Raw genomic sequence first — 23,939 nt, 5'->3', positions numbered from 1 at the left:
GCCGCCGTCACCGCCGCTGCCGCCCCGGCCGCCGTTGCCGGCGTCGCCGCTGTAGGCGCCTTTGGCGTCGCCGCCGTTGCCGCCGTCGGCGCCGATGGCCGAGCCGCCGCGCGCGTCGCCGCTCGAGGCGCTACCGTTCTTGGCATAGCCGCCGGTCGCGCCCTCGCCGCCGCTGCCGCCCTTGGCCCAGGCGCCGTCGCCGCCGTTGCCGCCTTTGGCCTCGGCGCCGTCACCGCCGTTGGCGCCCAGGTTGGAGCCGCCCTTGGCGCTGCCGCCCAGCCCACCCATCGCGGTGCCGCCATTGGCGTTGCCGCGGTTGCTGGCGACATTGCCGATGTGCGAAATGGCGTTGCCGCTGACCGTGCCGTTCAATTTGCTCACGGCGGTGGCGGCCGATTTGTTGAAGGCGTTGTTCAGGTTGGAGGTGGCCGTGGCGCCGTTGTTGGCCGCCGCCGCCCCGTCCGCCGTTGCCCGGGCCAGGCCATCGCTGTTGTTGTTATTGTTACGGTTGGAACTGGAATCATTGTTACGGTTGCTGCTGCTGTCCTGAAGCGCCTTGGCTTGATCGGTGGCGAACGCGCCCGCGCCGGATTGAGTGAGATTATTGGAGGGATCTGTCTGGGCAAAAGCCTGACTGCTGACCAGTAGCGCAATGGTCGTGGCTAACATCTTTTTGTTCATTTTATCTACCTCGCCTGTTAAGTTTTTCGGAAGCGGTTCCCGGAGATTTGTGTCCGGCAGTCAAGCTATTGCAAACTCGGTGCCATGCCTGGCGCCCGCTTGCAACTGCTTGATTTAACAGGGAGGACCGCGCCCGGCGCGGTCGAGGACGACAATTTCATATTGTTTTAATAATACGTGCCTGCCACATTGTGACGTTTCTGTAACATTTGACTGTCACAATGCTTGAGTTCGCCAAGCCGGGGGGACGCTTATTTGTCCCGGCAGCGCGCGGCCTGCGCATCGATGCCATGCTTGGCCATCTGGCGGTACAGCGTCATGCGCGACACGCCCAGCTCGAAGGCCAGCTGGGTGACGCTCTTGCCGCCGCGCAGGGCGGCCTCGATCGCGTGGCGTTCGACTCCCACGCGCGCGCCGCCGCGCCGTGGGACCGGCGCGGACGCCACGGGCGACGCCGGCGCGCCATTGAACTCGACGGACGCCATCGGCGCGGTGCCGCCGGCCGGCAGGCCGAGGTCGGCCGCGCCGATCAGGCGGCCCTCGGCCATGACCAGCGCGCGGCGGACGCGGTTGATCAACTCGCGCACGTTGCCGGGCCAGTCGTGCGCCTGCATGGCCGCCACCGCCGCCCGGCTGTAGCCGCGCAGCTGCGGCGCGCGCTCGGCGGCGTAGCGGTCGAAAAAATGCTGGGCCAGCTGCGGCAAGTCTTCCTTACGCTGGCGCAGCGCCGGCACTTCCAGCATCAGCACATTAAGGCGGAAAAACAGATCCTGGCGGAAGGCGCCACGCGCCACCGCCTGCTCCAGGTTGACGTGCGAGGCGGCGATGATGCGCACATCGACCACGCGCGGCTGCGTGCCGCCGACCCGGTACAGCGTGCCCTCCTGCAGGAAGCGCAGCATCATCGCCTGCATTTCCATCGGCAAATCGCCTATTTCGTCGAGAAACACGCTGCCGCCCTGGGCCGATTCGATCAGGCCGCATTTTTCGCGCGCGGCCCCGGTGAAGGCGCCGCGCTCGTAACCGAAGAGTTCGGACTGCACCAGCGTCGGCGACAAGCCGGCGCAATTGATCGGCACGAAGGGCGCGCCGGCGCGCGCCGAATGGCGATGCACCGCGTGCGCCACCAGCTCCTTGCCGGTGCCGCTCTCGCCCCAGATCAGCACCGGCGCGCCGACCCCTGCCACGCGGCGGATGTTCTGGCGCAGCCGGTTGATGCACGGCGCGTCGCCGGTGAGCGACATGCAGTCGCCGCCGAGGCGGCGCACCGCCGCCGGCGCGCCCAGCGACGCCACGCCATAGGCATGGCCCAGCGTGTGGCGCAAGCGGGTCTCGTCCAGCGGCCAGGTATGGAAATCGAAACAATGATCGTGCAGCAGCTGGCGGCAATTGCCGCGCTCGAGCGCCTCGCGGGGGCAAACGGCGATCCAGCGCATCGCGCAATGCTGGCGCAAAAAGGCGTCGAAACGCCGTACGTCGCCGTCGACCGCATCGAACAGCAGCAAGCCCACCTTGAACCCGCGCAGGTGTAACTGCCGGCCCGCGTCCCGCAGGCCTGTCGCCATATGCACGTCCCAACCAGATAGAGCGCCACCGATTTCGCCATGCAATTGCGAACCGGCGGCGACACAAAGCAGCATTTTTGTCATTATTATCTACCCTGCGGCTAAATCCACAGCCAGTCACTACTTTAGTCGAAGTAAGCCTTAACTCAGCGTTAGAATTATTTAACTGCAAACAGAAAATAGATAGCTTTTTTACATTGTTAAAATATAGAAACTACAGCGTCGGTGGCGCGCCGACGCCGGTTACGGCGTCGCCGCGTCCTTGACGCCACGGAATCCCAGCGCGCCCGAACGGTCTTTCGACGGCGCCATCAACAGGTACTTGCCATGCTCGTTGAGCTTGTACGCCTGCGGGAAGTACCAATAGGAGTTTTGCGGCTGGTAATAGCTGCCGCCGCGCAGCACCGCCGCGCGGGTGTGCTCGTCGGCGAACTCGTTGGTCCATTGCCAGACATTGCCCACCAGGTCCTCCACGCCGAACGGGCTGGCCGCCTGCGGGCGCCGGCCGACCGCTTCCGGCGCGGTCAACTCCCGCCCCTTCTCCGGCGCCGGCACCATCGCCGCGTTCCACTCGTTTCCCCATGGGTAGAGGCGGCCGTCCCCGCCCTGCGCGGCGTACTGCCATTCCCATTCGTTGGGCAGGCGCTTGCCGGCCCAGCGCAGGTAGGCGCGCACGTCTTCGAGCGATACCCACACCACCGGGTGCTGCGCGTCGTCCGCCTTCGGCGCGCCGTCGACCCAGTGCCGCAGGAAGTTGTGCGCGTCCGCCGGCCGGTAGCCGCTGGCGTCGATGAACTGCTTGAACTGCGCGTTGGTCACGAGGTGCTTGTCGATATAGAAGGTCTTGATCGGCACGCTGCGCACGTGCTGCCGGCGCGCCACCGGCTCCCATGGATATTGCACATCGAGGCCGGGCTTGTTCTCCCCTTCGATCTCGATGCCGCGCACCTGGAAGTCGAACAGCGCGCCGGGCACTTTCACCATGCCGGGCGGCGTGGCGCGCGCCGCCGGGGTGGCGGCGATGGCCACCATCTTCTGTTGCAGCGGCGTCCAGGCATTCGAGTACGATTCCAGCGGCCGCGCGGCCTGCTTCGCCAGCGTCTTCAAGGTCGCCGGCAGGCCCGCCACATCGACGCCCGGATCGACGCGCAGCACGGCGCCATAGCCGTGCGACTCCAGCGCGACGCCCAGCTCGGCGTAACCGTTTGCCACCGTCGGCTTTATTTCCTTGCCGTCCCAGAAGTCGAAGTAGCGCTGGCCTTGCGCATGCGGGACGCGCAGGACGCGCTGGTCGACCCGCCAATCGGTGCGGTTGATGAGCGTCCACAAGGTCTTGCCGGGGAGCGGAAATTCGCTGGCGTAGACGCCAAGGTGCAAGGTCGGCACGTGCGGCCGCCAGCCGCTGCTGACCAATTGCTCGGGGAAGGCGCGGTAAATGGTCGAGATGCGACGCAAGGCCTCGCCGTCGCGCGGCGTGATCCGGTTCCACCAGCCCCAGACGTTTTCCCAACTCTGGACGCCGACGCCGTTGAAGAAGGCGTCCTGCAGCAACGTGGTGCGGTCGGTTGCCCAGCGGTCGCAGACATGGACCTGGTGGCGCGGTTCCAGCCATTTCCATTTGCTGACCAATGGCACCGTCGACGCCGGCCAGTAACCCCAGCTTTGATTGTTGTACGCGAGCATGCGGTCATCGCTGAACGACAGTTCGGGTTCGAGCGCCATGGCATGGCCGGTGGCGTCGGCGGCGGTGCGGTATTCCAGCGGCAAGCCGAACATCGTGTCGCCGTTGATGCCGTCCGCGCCGATCTCCGCCATCAGCGCCGCCGTCGCCTCGTGGATGCTGGTGCCCGGGTCGCGCGAGCCGGTATCCCAGGGCATGGTCGGGAAGAACACCTTGACCCCGCGCGCGTGGAAATCCTTGATCATTTGCCGGACACCGGCCACGCCGCCGGGCAGGTCGCGCAGCATGTCCCATTGATTGCGGTCGTCGATGCCGATGTTCGGATAGACCGGCCACAGCAACACACTGTCGATGCCGCCGTAGCGCTGCTTCAGATCGTCGAGGAAGCGATCGACGGTGTAACGCCCGGTGGCCGGGTCGTACAGGTAGCGGTCCTCCATCATCGCCTGGGTTTGCACGAAGTCGCGCTGCGTCCAGCGCAGTTCCGGGCGCCGGTACTGGGCGTCGTCGTAACCGTTCTTCGCGAGCTGGTCGACGCGCCAGGAGCGCATCGCCGCCAGCCAGGGAGCGTGCTGGCCGGCGGTGTCGCGCTTCCAGTTGTTCAGGCGCGCCAGCCAGTCCGCCTCGCCGCTGTCCTGCTGGTCGGGGCCGAGGATCTGGCTGCCGCGCACCTCGATCCGGGGCGGCTCGGCGGCGGCCGGTCCGATGTTCGCCATCAGGATGCCGGCGAGGCAGTGAACGAACAATCTGGCGGGTGCGTGGTTGCGGCGGCTTGGCTTCATCATTGGCGGTTCCGGGATTAAACAGGTTTGTGGGCGACACGACATTCTCCACTACTTGCGCCCGCCAGGGAACCAGAAGCCTATGCGCTGTTCTTGCAGATGGTACGCAAGCGGCGCAGGGCGATGACCGCCGCCGTCATACTCAGCAGCAAGCCGCCGATGCTGAGGGCGATGATGACCGCTTCGCGCGGCCAGGCCGGCGTCAGCAACACGGGAATATCCCAGCTGTGCAGGAAGTTGAACAGCCAGCGTCCGAGGCGTTGCGTTTTGTCGGCGCTCAGCTCGATCTGGCCGGTGTGCGCATCCAGATATACCCAGGTATTTTCCGGATCGGAGAAGACCGCGCGCAAGGCCGGCAAGCGGCGTTCGCTGGCGCCATACATCGACGCCTGTTCGCGCGCGAAATACTGCGCGTCGTAGCTGGTCAGCATGTCGAACGAACTTACTTGATAAGGCAGCAGCCGGCGCGCCGCCTCCTCCAGCAGCGCCGGGGGCCACGACGTCATGACGCGCATGTCGCCCCCCTCCGCGCCCACGATCCGGGTGTCGTTGCCGCCGTCGCGCGCCAGGATGAACGGACGGTTATTCAATACGCTCCACTCCAGCTCGCGCGGCGCGAAGGATTCGCTCCGCAAGCGCTCCAGCACCTGCGGCACTGTTTGCGGCAGGCGCAAGCTCGCCGGCGTTCCACCTTGCATCGCGATCGCATCGGGCCGCGCGCCCTTTGCGCCGAAGATGTTGAACGGATTCATCGACATCAATCCGCTGAACATCCAGGTGCACAGCACGAGACCGAAGACGAGTCCAAGGATATGATGCCAGCGCATGTACGACTCGCGGTAAGGCGTGCGCCGGCCGCTTTTATAGCGGCCGCTGAACCGCCAGCGCCACACGCCATTCACCAAGCCGGTTGCCGCCGACAGCACGCCCACGGCGGACAAACCGATCAGGGTCCAGGTCCACACAGGATCGGTGGGCTGTTGACGGATCATGTACATCCAGTGCAACCAGGCGCCGGCAAAGTTCCAGTAGCGTTCGGCGCGCGGCGCGTCGAGCACGACCTGGCCGGTCGCGGAAGACACATAGACCCGCGTCGACGCCTCGTCGCCGAGGTCAACGATATGCAGCGGCCGGTGCGGATTCAACCCGCGCGAGTGGGTCCAGCGGTCTTCGTCGATCAAGCCCACGTAGCGGGCGCCGGCGCCGGGCCTGAAGCTGCGCGCGGCGGCGATCGCGGCGCGCGCATCCGCCGGGCCGGGCGCGGTCCCGCTGACGGCGTCCACCGGCGTGTATCGCCCGTCCCCTTCGAGCAACAGGTAGTGGGGCCTGCCGGCGATGGAGGTAAGCGTCAGCCGCTGGACGGCGGCCGGCGCGGCGCTTTTCGCCAGCGCCCGCCCCGGCTCGATGCAACACCCCGCTTGTGGCAAGGACGGCAGCGCGGCCAGGCGTTCCCAGGGCGTCAGCTTGGGATAGCCGACGAACAGCATCACCACGCCGCTGACGAACCACAGCGCCATCAACACGCACATGATCATGCCGCTCCAACGATGTAGCAGGTAAATATAGCGTCGCATCGCGCCCCCGGTCAGAAGCGGTGGTTGACGATGACGTCGGCGCGCCGGTCCTGGCCGTAGAACCACTGGGTCGGCGTGTAATACGCGGTCGTGAAATAGCGCTTGTCAAAGACATTGGCGACCCGCAGCGTCAAATTCGTGTCGGCCGATAATTGCCAGCGCAACGACGCGTCGGTGACGGCATACGAGGGCAGCTTGAGCGTGTTGGCATTGTCGGCGTTGCGCTCGCCGACATAGCGCAGTCCGGCGCTGGCGGTCCATGCCCGCATGAACTCCCAGTTGAGCCAGACATTAGCCAGGCGTTGCGGCACATCCGGCGGCACATTGCCCGCGCGCGAGACCAGTCTTCCGCCCGATGCTTCACTGAAGTCTTCAAATCGCGCGCGCAGCAGCGACGCGTTGGCCTCCGCGCTCCATCCCGGCGCCAGCACCGCCATTACCGTCGCCTCGATGCCGCGGGAGCTGCGCTCGCCAACCTGCAGGCTGCGGGCCGGGTTGGCCGGGTCGCGGGTGAGCAGATTGTTTTTGGTGATGTCGTAGACCGCCAGCGTCCACTCTCCGCCGCCCTGCGCGAACGCCTGCTTCACGCCGACCTCGACTTGCCGGCCGGTTGCGTTCTTGAACTGGCTGTTGGCCGCCGACAGGAAGAACAGGGAACTGATCGGGTCGGCCGCCTTGGCGTACTGGCCGTACACCGCCAGCGACGGCGTCACCTGGAACACCGTGCCCAGGCGCCATCCGACATTGGTCGAGGTCTTGTCGTAGGCCAGCCTGTTGGCGACCAGATCGGTGCGACGCAAGGTCGCATGGTCGTAGCGCACGCCCGCCAGCAGCGACCAGCGGTCGTCCAGTGCCAAACGGTCCTCGGCGAACAGCGCGTACTGCTTCGCGTCGCTGTCGTAGCGCGGGATCGTCGGCACCGGGCTGGTGAACGAACCGGGCACTGGGTTGTAAGGATCGACCGACGGCGCGCTGCCGACATAGGTGTTGTTTGTATGCCTGAAGTCGCTGGAGTTGACGTCGAAGCCGACGGAGAACTGGTTGGCCATGCCGAGCAGGCCGCCTTTGAACGCCGCGTCGGTGGTGTTGCCCGTTTGCGATTGCCGGTGGTAGATCTCGGTCGCGTCGGAACGGTCGATCAGGCGCGTCGCCGGGTTGTATCGGTAGGCCTCGACATCACGCCAGTGGCGGTCGCTGTCGATGTCGTAGAAGCGGCTGCGCACGCCGACCTTGTCGTTCGGACTCCAATTCACCAGAACGTCGATCCAGCGGTCGTCGTACTTCATCACACTGTCGGCGACGTTGTAGTTCTTTTCCTCCAATGCCGGATCGGGCTTGCCGCCGATCAGTGGCGTGCCGAGGTACTTCATCGGCTTTTGCCTGCCCTTTGCGACGTCGAGCTGCACATTCAGGCGCGGGGAGATGTCGAGGCGCACCGCTCCCGAGAAGGCGCGGTTGCTGTACTCGCCCCGCTCCACCCATCCGTCGGAGCGGTCGGTGCTGGCGTCGAAGCGGTACGACCATTTGTCGTCGATGGCGCCGCCGCTGCCGATGGCGAAGCGGCGGCTGCTCTCGGTGCCCAATGCGGCTTGCAACTCGGACTGGATGGCGCCACGCGTCGGCTTCTTGGGCACGACGTTGATCACGGCGCCGATGGCGCCGTCGCCGTAGATGACGGAGGCCGGTCCGCGCAGCACTTCGATGCGCTCGACGGCCCAGGTGTCGAACGGGAATGTGAGGCCGGCGCCGCCGTACTGACGCATGCCGTCGTACAGGCGCATCACGGACAACGTGTCGGTGAAGCCGCGGGCGGCAACGGAGGAGCCGCCATTGCCCGGGTGCGGCATGGCGCTGATGCCGGGCGCGCGGGTGATGGCGTCCAGCAGGCTGGTGTCGCCGCGCCGTTCGAGTTGGTCGCGGGTGATGGCGTCGACGCTTGCCGGCGTGTCGAAGCGGCTCAGGTCGAGGTTGGAGCCGGTGGCGGTCTGGGAATGCAGGCCGCCGTCGTCGGCGCGCGAAGAGACGACGACGGTGGGCAAAGTGGTGTCCTCCGCGGCGGAGACGGCGTTGGCGTTCAGCAGTGGCAGCGCCAGCGCGCAAAGGGTGGCGATGCGGGCGCGGGCCGCAGGCGAATGGTAAATAGTGTTCATGGCATCGATAAGCGAAATGGATATCCAGGCCGCCATGGGCGGCCCTCGACCAGACGGCATCAAGTGGCGGCGGCGACCTTTACGGGCGGCGCTGCCGATTGGGCCGGTCTGGAGTAACGAGTGTGCGTGGGCAGGCGAAGCCGCCGGCACAGGCACAGGTCAAGCGGATATCAAGCGACGGGCGGACCGCGCGGATTCGCGACGACCCAGGAAAACAGCGGCGTCGGGGAGCGGTAGAACAGCGCGGGCCGTTCCGAGGTGATCTTGAAGTGTAGAAGCTGGTCCGGCGCGGGTGGCAGAACAGGCAGGTCGAAGTGAACCCGGCAATAGGGACAGTCGTCCATCTTGCCGGTTTGCTTGCCGGAGGTGTCCGAATCCGGCGACTTGGCATACGTGACGCCCATGGCCGAACAGATCTCAAGCAGGACGGCATTCGCCGCGCCATCCGAAGCGAACGTGCGCGAAAACGCCGGCATCAATGCCGTCATCAGCATGGATGCGCAGAGCAGCCATGCGATGTACCGTCGTCGCTGTCGTGGGATGAACATTTGACCATTTTACACCACCGGTCTTCCGCGCTTTGATGTCGGCGATGTCGTCGGGCGACCGGGCGCGCTTTGCATCGACGATGCGTACGTCCCGCGCCCCTGCGGCATGAAGTGCCTAGCCTTCGCTGCCGCCCTTGTCGATCAGAACTTGCATCTGACGATAAGTCGAGGCGGCGGTCGTACTCGCCTGGGTGGGAACGGTCGCCCCTCCCCCTGTCGCCTTGGAAGACATGGCGGTTTCATACTTGCCGATGTAATCGGTCAAGGCCGCCTTATAGGCGCCGAGGTCGGAGATGTCCTTGTCGCCATAGCGGCCGTTGACAGTTACGCCCACATCTTCCTTGTTTTTGATCATCACTTCGGCAATGTCCAAAGACTTCTTCGCATTTTCAAGCGACAAGTCGGAGATGTTCGGCAAGTACATTTGATGACTTTCCATGCCTTCGACCGAGAGTCTTTTTTTCACCTCCTGAGCTTGCTTCTCGGCAGCGGCTGTCCCCGCTGCCATATCGGCCCTTACTTTCACGGTTTCAGCTTTTTGTTGAGCGGTCAGTTCCAGGGCTTTGCCCAAGTACGACTCGCTCTTTCCGGTGACGGCGACGCTGGTGACGCGCCGTGGCGCAATCGCCTCCGCACTTGGAATGCTGGTGTTGGAAATGGTGGTCATCTTTCGCTCCTTTTTTAAAACCCCGGAAACGTCGAGTTGTCTGCAGTAACAAAGAATTCTATCGTATTCCCGCCGGTGAACCATCCCAGGAGCATGACGCCGGAATCCCCCGTTCCATTGTCATTGACATCCGACAACGATGTGATATACAAATCGTCGCCGACCCTCATCTGGTAGAGATCGGCGCCCGTTGCGACATTGTTCAAATACACATAATCGTTGGCGCCCGCCGCCCCGGTATCCCGTATGGCGACAATGCCGGTCGTATTGACATAATAAATATCGCCGCCTTCCCCGCCATAAGCCTCGCCTCCGCCGTTGAGAACGAATCTGTCCGCGCCGGCATCGCCGTACAGGGTGTACAAGCCGCCGTATCCGGTGAACGTATCGTCGCCGTCGCCACCATGCGCCGTGCCCGCTCCCGTCACCGTGATCTGGTCGGCGCCCAGGCCGCCATCGGCGGCGCCGTCCGCGACGGTGATGGTGTCATTCCCGGCTTCGCCCGAGGCGATGCTCCCCGCATCGTTCGCCGCGGTCGCGATGATATCGTTGCCGTTTCCACCGTAGAGCATATCCACCTGCACCGCACCGCTCGAGGCAACCAGTGGCGGGATGGAGCTGCCAAGGCCACCATAGATCGTGTCCGCGCCATCGCCACCGTTGATGGTGTCGTTGCCGTAACTGCCCTCCAGCGTATTGCCGAGTGCATCGCCCGTGATCGTGTCGCCGAAAGAGGAACCGATCAGGTTCTCGATGCCGGTCAGCACATCGCCGCCGGCATCCCCGCCGGACGCCGTTCCCGCCAGGAGATCGATTTGGACGGCGGCGGAGCTGGTCACGTACCACGCGCCGTCGCTACCCGCCCCGCCATTGATCGCGTCCGCCGCGGCGCCGCCGATGAAGATATTGGCATTCCCATCGCCGACAAGAATGTCGGCGAAGCCGGTCGCTTGAATGACCTCGATGTTCGTCAAGGCATCTCCGGCCGCGATACCTGTTTGAATCTTGGAGGCAAGATCAAACGTGATGCCGGATGTCGCCGTTTCATAGCTCACCACGTCAACGCCCGCCTGGCCGTTGAGTTGGTGGCTGTCGCCATTTTCGATGAAGATGTCGCCGTAGTTGGAGCCGGCGATTCTTTCGATATCGTGGAAGGTGTCGCCGTGGCCGTTTCCGGAGAAGTCGCCGGTGGCGAAATTCAAGGTGATGGCCGTGCCGTCCGCGTAGCTGACGGTATCGATACCGGCGCCGCCATGGAATTCGTCGGCGCCGGCGCCGCCGAAGAACGTGTCGTCGCCGGCCCCGCCGGTGATGATGTTGTCGCCGGCGTTGCCGGTGCCGGTGAAGGCGGCGCTGCCGGTGTAGGTGAGCTTCTCGACGTTGCCATAGCCGGCGATGCTGAGCGCGGCAAGCGCGGTCTGCACCTCGTCGACGCCGCTGCCGGCCGCTTCGGTCACCACCACGGTGGCGATGCCGACGGTGTAGAGGTCGTCGCCGGCGCCGCCGCGCAGCGTGTGGCCGGCGGTCGACGAGGCCAGGGTGTCGTTGAAGGCCGAGCCGGTCACTCCCTCGAACCCGGCCACCACGTCGCCCTGGGCGTCGCCGCCCGAGACCACGTTGGTCGTCAGGTTGACGTTGACGGCCGCCGCCGACGTCGAATAGTCGATGGTGTCGATGCCGACGCCGCCGTCGAAGTTGTTGGCGCCGGCCGTGCCGGTGAAGCTGTCGCCGAAGTTCGAGCCCCGGATCAGCTCGATGCTGTCGTAGGTGTCGCCGGCGGCGATGCCGGTATGGACGCCCGTCTTGAGGTTGATCGTGACGGCGGCGGTGGCATCGAGATAGCCGACGGTGTCCGTGCCGGCACCGCCGTGGAACTCGTCCGCGCCCGCGCCGCCATACAGCGTGTCGTTGCCGGCGCCGCCGGTGATGATGTTGTCGCCGGCGTTGCCGGTGCCGGTGAAGGCGGCGGCGCCGGTGTAGGTCAGCTTCTCGACGTTGGCATAGCCGGCGATGCTGAGCGCGGCGAGCGCGGTCTGCACCTCGTCGACGCCGTTGCCGGCCGCCTCGGCCACCACGACGCCGGCGATGCCGACGGTGTAGAGGTCGTCGCCGGCGCCGCCCTGCAGCGTGTGCCCGGCGGTCGACGAGGCCAAGGTGTCGTTGAAGGAAGAACCGATCGCCGTCTCGAACCCGGCCAGCACATCGCCCTGGGCGTCGCCGCCCGAGACCACGTTGGTCGTCAGGTTGACGTTGACGGCCGCCGCCGACGTCGAATAGTCGATGGCGTCGATGCCGGCGCCGCCGTCGAAGTTGTTGGCGGCGGCCGTGCCGGTGAAGCTGTCGGCGTAGCCCGAGCCCCGGATCGCCTCGATGCCGTCAAAGGTGTCGCCGGCGGCGATGCCGGTGTGGACGCCGGTCTTGAGGTTGATCGCGACCCCGACGCCGGCGGAATCGGCGTAGCTGGCGGTGTCGATGCCGTCGCCGCCCTGGAGCTGGTCGGCGCCAACGCCGCCGGTGAGCACATCGTTGCCCGCGCCGCCGACGAGCTGGTCGTTGCCGGCGCCGCCGTTGAGCGCGTCGCCGCCCGCGCCGCCGGTGATGATGTTGTCACCGGCATTGCCGGTGCCGGTGAAGGCGGCGCTGCCGGTGTAGGTCAGCTTCTCGACATCGGCAAAGCCGGCGATGCTGAGCGTGGCAAGCGCGGTCTGCACCTCGTCGACGCCGTTGCCGGCGTCCTCGTCGACCACGACGCCGGCGACACCGACGACATAGAGATCGTCACCGGCGCCGCCGCGCAGCGCATGCCCGGCGGTCGACGAGGCCAGGGTGTCGTTGAAGGAGGAACCGATCGCCGTCTCGAACCCGGCCAGCACATCGCCCAGGGCGTCGCCGCCCGAGACCGCGCTGGTCGTCAGGTTGACGCTGACGGCCGCCGCCGACGTCGAATAGTCGATGGCGTCGATACCGGCGCCGCCATCGAAGTTGTCGGCGCCGGCCGTGCCGGTGAAGCTGTCGGCGTAGCCCGAGCCGCGGATCGCCTCGATGCTGGCATAGATGTCCCCCGCCGCGATGCCGGTGTGGACGCCGGTCTTGAGGTTGATCGTGACCCCGACGCCGCCGGAATCGGCGTAGCTGGCGGTGTCGAAGCCGTCGCCGCCCTGGAGTTGGTCGGCGCCGGCGCCACCGGTGAGCGTGTCGTTGCCCGCGCCGCCGACGAGCTGGTCGTTCCCGGCGCCGCCGTTGAGCGCGTCGCTGCCGGCCCCCCCGGCGATGGTGTTGTCTCCCGCGTTGCCGGTGCCGGTGAAGGCGGCGCTGCCGGTATAGGTCAGCTTCTCGACATCGGCAAAGCCGGCGATGCTGAGCGCACCGAGCGCGGTCTGCACCTCGTCGACGCCGTTGCCGGCGTCCTCGTCGACCACGACGCCGGCGACGCCGACGACATAGAGATCGTCGCCGGCGCCGCCGCGCAGCGCATGCCCGGCGGTCGACGAGGCCAGCGTGTCGTTGAAGGAGGAACCGATCGCCGTCTCGAACCCGGCCAGCACATCGCCCTGGGCGTCGCCGCCCGAGACCACGTTGGTCGTCAGGTTGACGCTGACGGCCGCCGCCGACGTCGAATAGTCGATGGCGTCGATGCCGGCGCCGCCGTCGAAGTTGTCGGCGGCGGCCGTGCCGGTGAAGCTGTCGGCGTAGCCCGAGCCCCGGATCGCCTCGATGCCGTCAAAGGTGTCGCCGGCGGCGATGCCGGTGTGGACGCCGGTCTTGAGGTTGATCGTGACGCCGACGCCGCCGGAGTCGGCGTAGCTGGCGGTGTCGAAGCCGTCGCCGCCCTGGAGCCGGTCGGCGCCGGCGCCGCCGGTGAGGACGTCGTTGCCCGCGCCGCCGACGAGCTGGTCGTTGCCGGCGCCGCCGTTGAGCGCGTCGCCGCCGGCGCCGCCGGTGATGACGTTGTCGCCGGCGTTGCCGGTGCCGGTGAAGGCGGCGCTGCCGGTGTAGGTCAGCTTCTCGACGTCGGCAAAGCCGGCGATGCTGAGCGTGGCGAGCCCGGTCTGCACCTCGTCGACGCCGTTGTTGGCGTCCTCGTCGACCACGACGCCGGCGACGCCGACGACATAGAGGTCGTCGCCGGCGCCGCCGCGCAGCGTGTGGCCGGCGGTCGACGAGGCCAGCGTGTCGTTGTACACCGAACCGATCACCGTCTCGATCGAGGTCAACGTGTCGCCCTGGGCGTCGCCGCCCGAGACCACGTTGGTCGTCAGGTTGACGTTGACGGCGGCCGCCGAGGTCGAATAGTCGATGGTGTCGACGCCGGCGGCGCCGCCGTCGAAGCTGTTGGCGCCGGCCGTGCCGGTGAAGCTGTCGGCATAGGTCGAGCCCCGGATCAGCTCGATGCTGTCGTAGGTGTCGCCGGCGGCGATGCCGGTGTGGACGCCGGTCTTGAGGTTGATCGTGACGCCGACGCCGCCGGAATCGGCGTAGCTGGCGGTGTCGAAGCCGTCGCCGCCCTGGAGCTGGTCGGCGCCGGCGCCGCCGGCGAGGACATCGTTGCCCGCGCCGCCGACGAGCTGGTCGTTCCCGGCGCCGCCGTTGAGCGCGTCGCTGCCGGCGCCGCCGGTGATGATGTTGTCGCCGGCGTTGCCGGTGCCGGTGAAGGCGGCGCTGGTGGTGCCGGTGTAGGTCAGCTTCTCGACATCGGCATAGCCGGCGATGCTGAGCGTGGCAAGCGCGGTCTGCACCTCGTCGACGCCGCTGGCGGGGTCCTCGTCGACCACGACACCGGCGGCACCGACGATATAGAGGTCGTCGCCGGCGCCGCCGCGCAGCGTGTGCCCGGCGGTCGACGAGGCCAGCGTGTCGTTGTAAACCGAACCGATCACCGTCTCGATCGAGGTCAACGTGTCGCCCTGGGCGTCGCCGCCCGAGACCGCGTTGGTCGTCAGGTTGACGTTGACGGCGGCCGCCGAGGTCGAATAGTCGATGACGTCGACGCCGGCGGCGCCGCCGTCGAAGCTGTTGGCGCCGGCCGTGCCGGTGAAGCTGTCGGCATAGGTAGAGCCCCGGATCAGCTCGATGCTGTCGTAGGTGTCGCCGGCGGCGATGCCGGTGTGGATGCCGGTCTTGAGGTTGATCGTGACGCCGACGCCGCCGGAGTCGGCGTAGCTGGCGGTGTCGAAGCCGTCGCCACCCTGGAGCTGGTCGGCGCCGGCGCCGCCGGTGAGCACATCGTTGCCCGCGCCGCCGACAAGCTGGTCGTTCCCGGCGCCGCCGTTGAACGCGTCGCTGCCGGCGCCGCCGGTGATGATGTTGTCGCCGGCGTTGCCGGTGCCGGTGAAGGCGGCGGTGGCCACGCCGGTGTAGGTCAGCTTCTCGACGTTGGCATAGCCAGCGATACTGAGCGTGGCGAGCGCGGTCTGCACCTCGTCGACGCCGTCGGCGGGGTCCTCGTCGACCACGACGCCGGCGGCACCGACGACATAGAGGTCGTCGCCGGCGCCGCCACGCAGCGTGTGTCCGGCGGTCGACGAGGCCAAGATGTCGTTGAAGACCGAGCCGACCACCGTCTCGATCGAGGTCAACGTGTCGCCCTGGGCGTCGCCGCCCGAGACCACGTTGGTCGTCAGGTTGACGTTGACGGCGGCCGCCGAGGTCGAATAGTCGATGGTGTCGACGCCGGCGGCGCCGCCGTCGAAGCTGTTGGCGCCGGCCGTGCCGGTGAAGATGTCGGCGTAGGTCGAGCCCCGGATCAGCTCGATGCTGTCGTAGGTGTCGCCGGCGGCGATGCCGGTGTGGACACCGGTCTTGAGGTTGATCGTGACGCCGACGCCGCCGGAATCGGCGTAGCTGGCGGTGTCGAAGCCGTCGCCGCCCTGGAGCACGTCGGCGCCGGCACCGCCGGCGAGGACGTCGTTGCCCGCGCCACCGACGAGCCGGTCGTTCCCCGCTCCGCCGTTGAGCGTGTCGCTGCCGGCGCCGCCAGCGATGGTGTTGTCACCGGCGTTGCCGGTGCCGGTGAACGCGGCCGTGCCGGTGTAGGTCAGCTTTTCGACGTTGGCATAGCCCGCGATGCTGAGCGTGGCGAGCGCGGTCTGCACCTCGTCGATGCCGTCGGCGGCCGCTTCGGACACCACGACGCCGGCGACGCCGACGATATAGAGGTCGTCGCCCGCGCCGCCCTGCAGCGAGTGCCCGGCGGTCGACGAGGCCAGCGTGTCGTTGAAGACCGAGCCGATCACCGTCTCCATCGCGATCAAGCTATCGCCCTGGGCGTCGCCGCCCGAGGCCGCGCCGGTCGTCAGGTTGACCGTCACCGCAGCCGCCGAATTGGCGTAGGTCGCCGTATCCGTCCCCGCTCCGCCATTGAGCACATCGGCACCGGCGCCACCATCCAACACATCGTTGCCCGCGTTGCCGAGAAGGGTGTCGTTGCCTTCAAGCCCGTAGATCTGGTCCGCGGTGGTGCTGCCGGCTAAGGAGTCGTTGCCTGTGGTGCCTGTGATTGCTGCCATGTTTATCAATCTCTCAAAAAGGGGAGTTTCTCGGACCTAACGGACATCTGTTTTTTCCATCGCCCGCCCGAATCAACGGCGCCACTATCGGTGGCTTCTCGCTACTTCCCGAGAGTTGGTTTCTCCAGAGTCGATGGGGAGGACAACTTTCATTGCCAATCTCCATGTTTACCAATGGCAATTTTAATGCGATTGCAAGATTACAATCTAACCAATTGTCACTAATTGGAAATTTATTGTAGTTTAGCAACCTTCGGTGATACGGGGATTTGTCGTGCTGGGGGACTTACGGTGGGCAAATAAAAAAGCCTCCCGCAGGGGAGGCTTTTTTATTTGATTCTGGCGGAGACGGTGGGATTCGAACCCACGATACAGGTATAAGCCGTATGCATCCTTAGCAGGGATGTGCCTTCGGCCACTCGGCCACGTCTCCTAGTCGATCACTCAACTATGTCCACTTGCCGTAAAGCAGCAATGCGGACGCGAATCATAATATAGATCGGTAGCCGCTTGGTCAAGGGTACGCCCCACAAATGTGCATTTTCCCGCTTTCGCAAGCTTGGCATATGATAGCAAAATGATCAACGATGCGGTCCGCATGGATCGCATTTGAAACGGATACCCGACATGGCCTACTTCACCCGCCTCAACGATACCGATTTTCGCGCCACCGAGCACACCGGCGGGGCTTGGAGCGTCCACGAACAGCATATCGCACCGGCGATGGGGCTACTCACCCATGTAATCGAACTGGACTGCGCACGACGCGGCAACGGCTTCAAAATCGGCAGGCTGGCGTTCGATATCCTCGGCGTCATCCCGATTGAAGAAGTGCAGACCGAAATCCAGTCGCTGCGCGCGGGACGCACCATCGAACTGGTCGAGGCCACCATGCTGCACAACGGACGCCCGGCGCTACGGGCCCGGGCCTGGCTGGTGAAACCGAACGACACGAGCGCCATCGAAGGCAGCACCATGCGCCGAATACCCGGTCATGCCGAGATGCCGCGATGGGATCCCACCACAGTCTGGCCCGGAGGCTTTATCGCCACCCTCGACATTCACCGCGCGTCCGAGGAACCCGGCCGGGCGGCATATTGGGCACGCGCCAACCACCCGCTGCTGGAGAATGAACCGATCAGCCCCCTCGCCCGCTTCTCGTCATTGTTTGACATCGCCAACGGCATGGCCGTGCGCGCGGCGCCGACCGCCGTCGCCTTCCCCAACCTTGACCTGACGGCGCATCTGTTCGCGACGCCGCGCGGGGAATGGCTGGGCTTTGATACGTCGGTATCGTTTGGCGCCGATGGGCTGGGCCTGACCAGCTCGACCATTTATGATGAAACGGGGCCGATCGGCACGCTGGCCCAAATTCTGACGGTACGCCCCAACATCGGTTAAGTCGATGGCGGAGACGAAAAAAAAGCCCCGTTGCCGAGGCTTTTTTTCTGATTCTTGGCGGAGACGGTGGGATTCGAACCCACGATACAGGTATAAGCCGTATGCATCCTTAGCAGGGATGTGCCTTCGGCCACTCGGCCACGTCTCCCAGTTGATTGCTCAACCTTGTCCGACCGGTCAAACTTCACCAGAGCAGACGACCGCCATGGTATAGACCGGGAATGATCTGGTCAAGGAGACCAGACCAATTTTTTCGAAAAATTTATGCCTTTTCCAGTTCGAACGCTTTGTGCAGCGCGCGAACGGCCAGTTCCATGTACTTTTCGTCGATCAGCACCGAGATCTTGATCTCCGAGGTCGAGATCATCAGGATGTTGATGCCTTCTTCCGACAAGGTGCGGAACATCTGCGAGGCCACGCCAACGTGGCTGCGCATGCCCACGCCGACGACCGAGATCTTCGACACTTTGGCGTCGCCGGTGATGCTGGCCGCGCCCAGTTCGGCCTGGGTGCCGGTCAGGACGTCCACGGCGCGCTGGTAGTCGTTGCGCGAGACGGTGAAGGTGAAGTCCGTTTTACCGTCGACCGACTGATTCTGTATGATCATGTCGACTTCGATGTTGGCGTCGGCCACCGGTCCCAGGATGTGGTACGCGACGCCAGGACGGTCCGGCACGCCCAGCACGGTGATTTTGGCCTCGTCGCGGTTGAACGCGATCCCGGAGATGACTGCTTGTTCCATGTTTGTATCTTCCTCAAACGAAATCAGGGTGCCAGAGTTGGCTTCTTCTTCGATATCCAGCAACGGATCGGTCAGCGACGACAGCACGCGGGTCGGCACGCGGTAGTTGCCGGCGAATTCCACCGAACGGGTCTGCAGCACTTTCGAGCCCAGCGACGCCAGTTCCAGCATCTCTTCGAAGGTGATCGCCTTGAGGCGGCGCGCTTCGGAGACCACGCGCGGATCGGTCGTGTACACGCCGTCTACGTCGGTGAAGATCAGGCATTCGGCCGCCTTCATGGCGGCGGCGATGGCCACGGCCGAGGTGTCCGAGCCGCCGCGGCCCAAGGTCGAGATGTTGCCGTTGTCGTCGACGCCCTGGAAGCCGGTGATGATGACGATCTTGCCGTCGTCCAGGTCGCGGTTGACCTTTTCGTTGTCGATCGATTGGATGCGGGCTTTGGTGAAAGCGGAATCGGTTTTAATCGCGACTTGCCAGCCGGCGTAGGAGACCGCTTTCTTGCCGATCGCCAGCAGGGCCATCGACAGCAGGCCGACCGAGACTTGCTCGCCGGTCGAGGCGATCATGTCGAGCTCGCGTGGATCCGGTTGGGCCTGGATTTCCTTGGCCAGGCCGATCAGGCGGTTGGTCTCGCCGGACATGGCCGATGGCACGACGACGATGCGGTGCCCGGCGTCATGCCACTTGGCGACACGCCGCGCGACGTTCTTGATACGGTCCGTCGAACCCATCGACGTACCGCCGTATTTGTGCACGATTAAAGCCATAACAGTGAGGTTTCCGCTCAAATAAAGGTAAATGGAACCCTTAACTCTACATGCCGCAGTGCAAAATAACAAGTCAAAAAGCTCATAAAGTCATACCTTATAGGCATATGCACATACAAAATTTGGCAAATGCAAGGAAATTTTTATACCGCTTGCCAACGCAAAGTGATCCTCCCCGCCCCCTCGCCTAACTGGTTGCAATCCATGCCGATGCCGGCGGCGAACAGCATCTGCTTGTCCGCGCGCACCAGCGGCAGGCGGCCGCGCTCCCACGCCGGAATGCCCAGCGCCTGGTAGTGATACTTGAGGCCACGCGTGGGGCGGTTGTGCGCCGGCTTGAGGCGCTCGCCGCCCTTGCGGAATTCGATGACCAGCTTTTGCCCGCGCAGCCACTCCGGGTCGAGCCCGGCGCCCGTGTCGGCGAGGTCGAAGTGCAGCACGCCGCCGTAGGCCGGGAACGCCATCTCGCGCTCGCCGTTCCAGGCGAAGGAGGTGCCCGGCGATTGGTCGAATTCGTCCTCGCGCGTGCCTTCCAGGTCGGCCAGCTTGGGTGTCAGGTGCAGGCGGTCGCGGTGGCGGCGCACGTGGCAGTCCGGATGCGTGACCAGCAGCTGGGCGCCGTCGCGCGCCTCCAGCAGTTGCGTCAGCATTTCGGATAGCCAAGCGGCGCTGGGCATGCGCAGCCCGCGCGTGCCGAACCAGTAACGCAGCAGGTTGTAGCCGCGGTCGGTGCTCAAGGTGCGCAGTCTGGCGATGACGATGCAGTCGCCGTCCAGGCACATCGCCAGGTCCTGCTGCGCCAGCTCGGTCAGCAGCCGCTGCGCCGATTGCGCGTGCTGGGCGCTGCGGGCGAAGCGTTCCTGGAAGCCGGGGAAGGCTTCGGCCAGCGCCGGCATGACCTTGTGGCGCAGCGCGTTGCGGGCGAAGCGCGGGTCGTCGTTCGATTCGTCGTCGATGTGGCTGATGCCGTGTTCGGACACATAGGCGGCCAGCTGCTTGCGCGAGGCCGGCAGCAGCGGCCGGACCATGACGACATCGGGATTGGCCAGCAGGTCCGGCGCGGCGTTGGCGGCGTCCATGCCGGACAGGCCGGCGGTGCCGGAGCCGCGCAACAGTTGCAGCAGCACGGTTTCGGCCTGGTCGTCCTGGTGGTGGGCGGTGAACAGCAGCTTGACGCCGTGCTCGCGGCACAGCGCGCCGAGCGCGGCGTAGCGCGATTTGCGGGCCGCTTCCTCGGTGCCGGTCTTTTCCTTGCGCACCAGCTCGACGCGGCGCGCCTCGAAGGTCACGCCGAGCGCGGCACAGGCTTGCCCGCAGTGCGCCAGCCAGGCGTCGGCGTTGGGGCTGAGGCCGTGGTGGATGTGGAAGGCGTACAAGGCGGCGCCGCGCGCCTGCGCGTAGGCGTGCGCCAGGTGCAGCAGCGCGGACGAGTCCAGGCCACCGCTGAGGGCGATGGCGATGCGGCCGCCCTCGCCTTCCGTCTGCGCGTCGCCAACGCGGGTGCGCGCGGCGTCGGCGGCTTGTTCGAAAATCGAGGACAGGGTCGGGATTTGCTGCTTCTTCAAGTGCTGCTCCAAAATGCAAAACCGGGAGCAGCGCTCCCGGTTGGTGTCGATGCCGGCTGGTTTATTCCTGCGGCGTGGTTTCTTTGAATTTGCCGTAGCTCATCAGCTTTTCGTGGCGGGCTTCCAGCAGGTCCTTGGTTTTCATGCCGTGGAACTGGCGCAGCGAGTCGGCCAGCGCGCGCTTGAGCAAAGTGGCCATCTGCTTCGGATCGCGGTGGGCGCCGCCCAGCGGTTCGCTGACGATCTTGTCGATCAGGCCGATGGCCTTGAGGCGGTGCGCCGTCAGGCCCAGCGCTTCGGCGGCGTCGGCCGCGCGCTCGGAGGTCTTCCACAGGATCGAGGCGCAACCTTCCGGCGAGATCACCGAGTAGGTCGAGTATTGCAGCATCAGCACGACGTCGCCGACGGCGATCGCCAGCGCGCCGCCGGAGCCGCCTTCGCCGATGATGGTGGCGATCAGCGGCACTTTCAGTTCGGCCATGACGTACAGGTTGTGGCCGATCGCCTCGGACTGGCCGCGCTCTTCGGCGTCGATGCCGGGGAAGGCGCCCGGGGTGTCGACGAAGGTGAAGATCGGGATGCCAAATTTTTCAGCCAGCTTCATCAGGCGCATGGCCTTGCGGTAGCCTTCCGGCTTCGGCATGCCGAAGTTGCGCATCGCGCGTTCCTTGGTGTCGCGGCCCTTCTGGTGGCCGATGACCATGCAAGCCTGGCCGTTGAAGCGCGCCAGGCCGCCCACGACCGACAGGTCGTCGGCGTAGGTGCGGTCGCCGTGCAGTTCGTGGAAGTCGGTGAAGATTTCATTCACATAGTCCATGGTGTACGGACGCTGTGGGTGACGCGCGATTTGCGCGACCTGCCAAGGGGTCAGCTTTGCGTAGATGTCCTTGGTCAGTTGCTGGCTCTTCTTGGCCAGGCGGTCGATCTCCTCCGAGATATCGACGGCCGAATCATCCTGGACGAATCGTAATTCTTCGATTTTGCCATCGAGTTCGGCAATCGGTTGCTCAAAATTGAGGAAAGTCGTTTTGGTCATTGTACCTCCGAGTTTATTCTCAGCTGCGGCTCAGTTGCCATCTTGTGACGCGCACAAAAAGGCCTCGCGCAGCGATTAGAGTGATTATTCTACAGCAACCGGGTCCAAACTACGCCATAAGTACCACGTCGCGACGGTACGCCACGGCTCCCAATTGGCCGACACCTCGCGCGCGTCGCTGCGCGAGACTGGTTCGCCTGAGAAATAATTGTGGCTGATGCCCTGGATCAGACCGGGGTCGTCCAGCGGCAGCACGTTGGGGCGCAACAGATTAAAGATCAAAAACATCTCGGCCGTCCAGCGGCCGATGCCGCGTATCTGCACCAGTTCGGCGATGACGGCCTCGTCGTCCATCTGGCCCCATTGGGCGCTGTGGACGCGCTTGTTCTTGAAGTGGTCGGCCAGGTCGAGGATGTATTCGGTCTTGCGCTTGGACAGGCCGCAGGCCGCCAGCTGTTCGGCGCCGGCCTTGACGACTTGCGCGGGCGTGCATTTGGGACAGGCCAGCAATAGCTTGTGCCAGGCGGCGTCGGCCACCTTGGGCGTGACTTGCTGGCCGACGATGGAACGCGCCAAGGTGGTGAACGGGTCGTCATGGCCGACCAGGTGCAGGTCGCCAAATTGCGGGATCAGCTTTTTCATGATGCGGTCACGCTTCATGAGCTCGATCTTGGCTTCTTCCCAGTACGGCGGAACGGCCGATACCGGGCCGGCTCCGCCCTCGTTATCCTTGGCGGTGACCATTATGCGCGGCGCCAGTTGGTGGTGCCGTCAGGCTTGTCTTCGAGGATGATGCCGGCGGCCAGCAGATCGGCGCGGATCTTGTCCGATTCGGCGAAGTCGCGCGCCTTTTTCGCTTCGATACGCCGGGCGATGGCGGCGTCGATGGCGGCGTCGCCGCTGGTGTCGGCGTCACCGACGGCCGCCTGCCTAAACTGTTGCGGCGTGCGTCCGAGAAGGCCCAGCACGTCAGCCAGGCCCTTGAGCTGACGCGCCACCGCGGGCGATTTCGATTTGTTCAGTTCGCTCGCCAGATCGAACAGCACGGCGATGGCCAGCGGCGTGTTGAAGTCGTCGTCCATCGATTCGGCGAAGCGCGCGGCGTGGGCTTCGGTCCAGTCCAGCGGCGCGCCGTCGCCGTCGACGCCGTCGAGCGCAGTGTACAGGCGGCTCAGCGCGGCGCGGGCGTCGTCGAGATGCGCGTCCGAATAGTTCAGCGGGCTGCGATAGTGGGCGCGCATGATGAAGAAGCGGATCACCTCGGCGTCGTACTTCTTCAACACGTCGCGGATCGTGAAGAAGTTGCCCAGCGATTTGGACATCTTTTCATTATCGACGCGCACGAAGCCGTTATGCACCCAGTAGTTGACCATGGCGTGGCCGAATGCGCCTTCGGACTGGGCGATCTCGTTCTCGTGGTGCGGGAACTGCAGGTCGGCGCCGCCGCCATGGATGTCGAAGTGTTCGCCGAGCAGCGCTGAGCACATCGCCGAGCACTCGATGTGCCAGCCCGGACGGCCCTTGCCCCATTTCGAGTCCCATTTGACCTCTTCCGGCTCCGATTCCTTGGACGCCTTCCACAACACGAAATCGAGCGGATCCCGCTTGCCGGTGTTGACGTCGACGCGCTCGCCGGCGCGCAGATCGTCGAGCGACTTGCCCGACAGGCGGCCATAGTTGGGGAAGTTGCGCACCGCGTAATTAACGTCGCCGTCGGTGCCCTGATAGGCCAGGTCCTTGCTTTCCAGCTTCTCGATCAGCGCCAGCATTTGCGGCACATAGGCGGTCGCGCGCGGCACCAGCGTCGGCGGCAGGATGCCGAGGGCGGCCGTGTCCTCGTCCATGTACTTGGTGAAACGGGTGGTCAACTGCGAGATCGTCTCGCCGTTTTCCACCGCGCGCTTGATGATCTTGTCTTCGATGTCGGTGATGTTACGCGCATAGGTGACCTCGTAGCCCGAGGCCAGCAGCCAGCGATACATGACGTCGAAGGCCATCATCATGCGGCCGTGGCCGATGTGGCAGTAGTCATACACGGTCATGCCGCAGACATACATGCGGACCTTGCCGGCTTCGATGGGGACGAATGTCTGCTTTTCACGCGCCAGCGTGTTGTAAATCTTTAAATTGCTCATCGGACTCTTGGGTATTCTTTTTTATAAGCGCGTGTCGGCCCCGGGCAATACGAGAACCTGGCGCGGCACCAAATGAGCGGGGGCGCACCGTGTGTTTCATCGCATGCCGTGGAGACTGACAGACCCTCGGTATAGTTA

At 65.2% G+C, this 23,939-nt stretch carries 13 protein-coding genes, 2 tRNA genes and 1 pseudogene; 1 reads left to right on the top strand and 15 read right to left on the bottom strand.

Features of this window, described 5'->3' with window-relative positions; translation table 11 throughout:
* The 9 genes and pseudogenes from MRBLMU1_RS27625 to MRBLMU1_RS27585 all read right to left on the bottom strand — a co-directional run.
* Positions 1-669, bottom strand: a pseudogene (locus MRBLMU1_RS27625) (hypothetical protein); the annotation flags it as partial.
* Positions 670-932: 263 nt separating this feature from the next.
* Positions 933-2,321, bottom strand: a complete 1,389-nt coding sequence (locus tag MRBLMU1_RS27620) for a sigma-54 dependent transcriptional regulator (protein WP_363508726.1) — start codon at positions 2,319-2,321, stop codon at positions 933-935.
* 168 nt (positions 2,322-2,489) lie between these two features.
* Positions 2,490-4,712 carry a formylglycine-generating enzyme family protein gene (locus MRBLMU1_RS27615; RefSeq protein ID WP_363508683.1) on the bottom strand — a complete coding sequence of 741 codons (2,223 nt, stop codon included), beginning with the start codon at positions 4,710-4,712 and terminating at the stop codon, positions 2,490-2,492.
* A 77-nt stretch (positions 4,713-4,789) separates the two neighbouring features.
* Complete coding sequence (locus MRBLMU1_RS27610; RefSeq protein ID WP_363508680.1) at positions 4,790-6,283, bottom strand: PepSY domain-containing protein; 1,494 nt, start codon at positions 6,281-6,283, stop codon at positions 4,790-4,792.
* A gap of 11 nt (positions 6,284-6,294) precedes the next feature.
* Positions 6,295-8,433, bottom strand: a complete 2,139-nt coding sequence (locus tag MRBLMU1_RS27605; protein WP_363508677.1) for a TonB-dependent receptor — start codon at positions 8,431-8,433, stop codon at positions 6,295-6,297.
* Between the two features lie 170 nt (positions 8,434-8,603).
* Positions 8,604-8,981, bottom strand: coding sequence for a DUF2946 domain-containing protein (locus MRBLMU1_RS27600; protein WP_363508674.1), 378 nt, complete (start codon positions 8,979-8,981; stop codon positions 8,604-8,606).
* A gap of 115 nt (positions 8,982-9,096) precedes the next feature.
* The gene (locus tag MRBLMU1_RS27595) at positions 9,097-9,648 is read right to left on the bottom strand and encodes a hypothetical protein (RefSeq protein ID WP_363508671.1); all 552 of its coding nucleotides are present in this window, start codon (positions 9,646-9,648) and stop codon (positions 9,097-9,099) included.
* 14 nt (positions 9,649-9,662) lie between these two features.
* The gene (locus tag MRBLMU1_RS27590; protein ID WP_363508669.1) at positions 9,663-16,154 is read right to left on the bottom strand and encodes a hypothetical protein; all 6,492 of its coding nucleotides are present in this window, start codon (positions 16,152-16,154) and stop codon (positions 9,663-9,665) included.
* A 340-nt stretch (positions 16,155-16,494) separates the two neighbouring features.
* Positions 16,495-16,587: transfer RNA gene (locus MRBLMU1_RS27585), tRNA-Ser, on the bottom strand.
* 194 nt (positions 16,588-16,781) lie between these two features.
* Here MRBLMU1_RS27585 and MRBLMU1_RS27580 point away from each other — a divergent pair.
* Positions 16,782-17,555 carry a thioesterase family protein gene (locus tag MRBLMU1_RS27580; RefSeq protein ID WP_363508666.1) on the top strand — a complete coding sequence of 258 codons (774 nt, stop codon included), beginning with the start codon at positions 16,782-16,784 and terminating at the stop codon, positions 17,553-17,555.
* 55 nt (positions 17,556-17,610) lie between these two features.
* Here MRBLMU1_RS27580 and MRBLMU1_RS27575 read toward each other — a convergent pair.
* The 6 genes from MRBLMU1_RS27575 to cysS all read right to left on the bottom strand — a co-directional run bounded on the left by MRBLMU1_RS27575 (position 17,611) and on the right by cysS (position 23,801).
* Positions 17,611-17,703: transfer RNA gene (locus MRBLMU1_RS27575), tRNA-Ser, on the bottom strand.
* A gap of 114 nt (positions 17,704-17,817) precedes the next feature.
* Positions 17,818-19,065, bottom strand: a complete 1,248-nt coding sequence (locus MRBLMU1_RS27570) for an aspartate kinase (protein ID WP_090321068.1) — start codon at positions 19,063-19,065, stop codon at positions 17,818-17,820.
* Between the two features lie 143 nt (positions 19,066-19,208).
* Positions 19,209-20,630: a tRNA lysidine(34) synthetase TilS gene (tilS, locus tag MRBLMU1_RS27565; protein ID WP_363508662.1), complete on the bottom strand. Its 1,422-nt coding sequence runs from the start codon at positions 20,628-20,630 to the stop codon at positions 19,209-19,211.
* 61 nt (positions 20,631-20,691) lie between these two features.
* Entirely contained in the window at positions 20,692-21,666 is a 975-nt protein-coding gene (locus tag MRBLMU1_RS27560; RefSeq protein WP_090321062.1) for an acetyl-CoA carboxylase carboxyltransferase subunit alpha, read from the bottom strand.
* An 84-nt stretch (positions 21,667-21,750) separates the two neighbouring features.
* On the bottom strand, positions 21,751-22,410 hold the full coding sequence (locus tag MRBLMU1_RS27555) for a DNA-3-methyladenine glycosylase family protein (RefSeq protein WP_363508658.1): 660 nt from the start codon (positions 22,408-22,410) through the stop codon (positions 21,751-21,753).
* Positions 22,410-23,801: a cysteine--tRNA ligase gene (gene cysS, locus MRBLMU1_RS27550; protein ID WP_363508655.1), complete on the bottom strand. Its 1,392-nt coding sequence runs from the start codon at positions 23,799-23,801 to the stop codon at positions 22,410-22,412. The genes MRBLMU1_RS27555 and cysS overlap by 1 nt, the downstream gene beginning before the upstream one ends.
* Positions 23,802-23,939 lie beyond the last annotated feature (138 nt).

The organism is Burkholderia sp. LMU1-1-1.1 (assembly GCF_040675865.1).
Lineage (GTDB): Bacteria > Pseudomonadota > Gammaproteobacteria > Burkholderiales > Burkholderiaceae_D > Rugamonas.
The sequence above is the reverse complement of the archived record's forward strand: the minus strand, read 5'-3'. Positions and strand labels throughout refer to the sequence as shown.

Bases quoted from the DNA above. Each gene is read 5' to 3' on its own strand.
- MRBLMU1_RS27580 (WP_363508666.1), top strand. From the start codon at position 16,782: ATGGCCTACTTCACCCGCCTCAACGATACCGATTTTCGCGCCACCGAG.
- MRBLMU1_RS27570 (WP_090321068.1), bottom strand. From the start codon at position 19,065: ATGGCTTTAATCGTGCACAAATACGGCGGTACGTCGATGGGTTCGACG.
- cysS (WP_363508655.1), bottom strand. From the start codon at position 23,801: ATGAGCAATTTAAAGATTTACAACACGCTGGCGCGTGAAAAGCAGACA.
- MRBLMU1_RS27560 (WP_090321062.1), bottom strand. From the start codon at position 21,666: ATGACCAAAACGACTTTCCTCAATTTTGAGCAACCGATTGCCGAACTC.
- MRBLMU1_RS27615 (WP_363508683.1), bottom strand. From the start codon at position 4,712: ATGATGAAGCCAAGCCGCCGCAACCACGCACCCGCCAGATTGTTCGTT.
- MRBLMU1_RS27620 (WP_363508726.1), bottom strand. From the start codon at position 2,321: ATGCTGCTTTGTGTCGCCGCCGGTTCGCAATTGCATGGCGAAATCGGT.
- MRBLMU1_RS27590 (WP_363508669.1), bottom strand. From the start codon at position 16,154: ATGGCAGCAATCACAGGCACCACAGGCAACGACTCCTTAGCCGGCAGC.
- MRBLMU1_RS27605 (WP_363508677.1), bottom strand. From the start codon at position 8,433: ATGAACACTATTTACCATTCGCCTGCGGCCCGCGCCCGCATCGCCACC.
- MRBLMU1_RS27595 (WP_363508671.1), bottom strand. From the start codon at position 9,648: ATGACCACCATTTCCAACACCAGCATTCCAAGTGCGGAGGCGATTGCG.
- MRBLMU1_RS27600 (WP_363508674.1), bottom strand. From the start codon at position 8,981: ATGTTCATCCCACGACAGCGACGACGGTACATCGCATGGCTGCTCTGC.
- MRBLMU1_RS27555 (WP_363508658.1), bottom strand. From the start codon at position 22,410: ATGGTCACCGCCAAGGATAACGAGGGCGGAGCCGGCCCGGTATCGGCC.
- MRBLMU1_RS27610 (WP_363508680.1), bottom strand. From the start codon at position 6,283: ATGCGACGCTATATTTACCTGCTACATCGTTGGAGCGGCATGATCATG.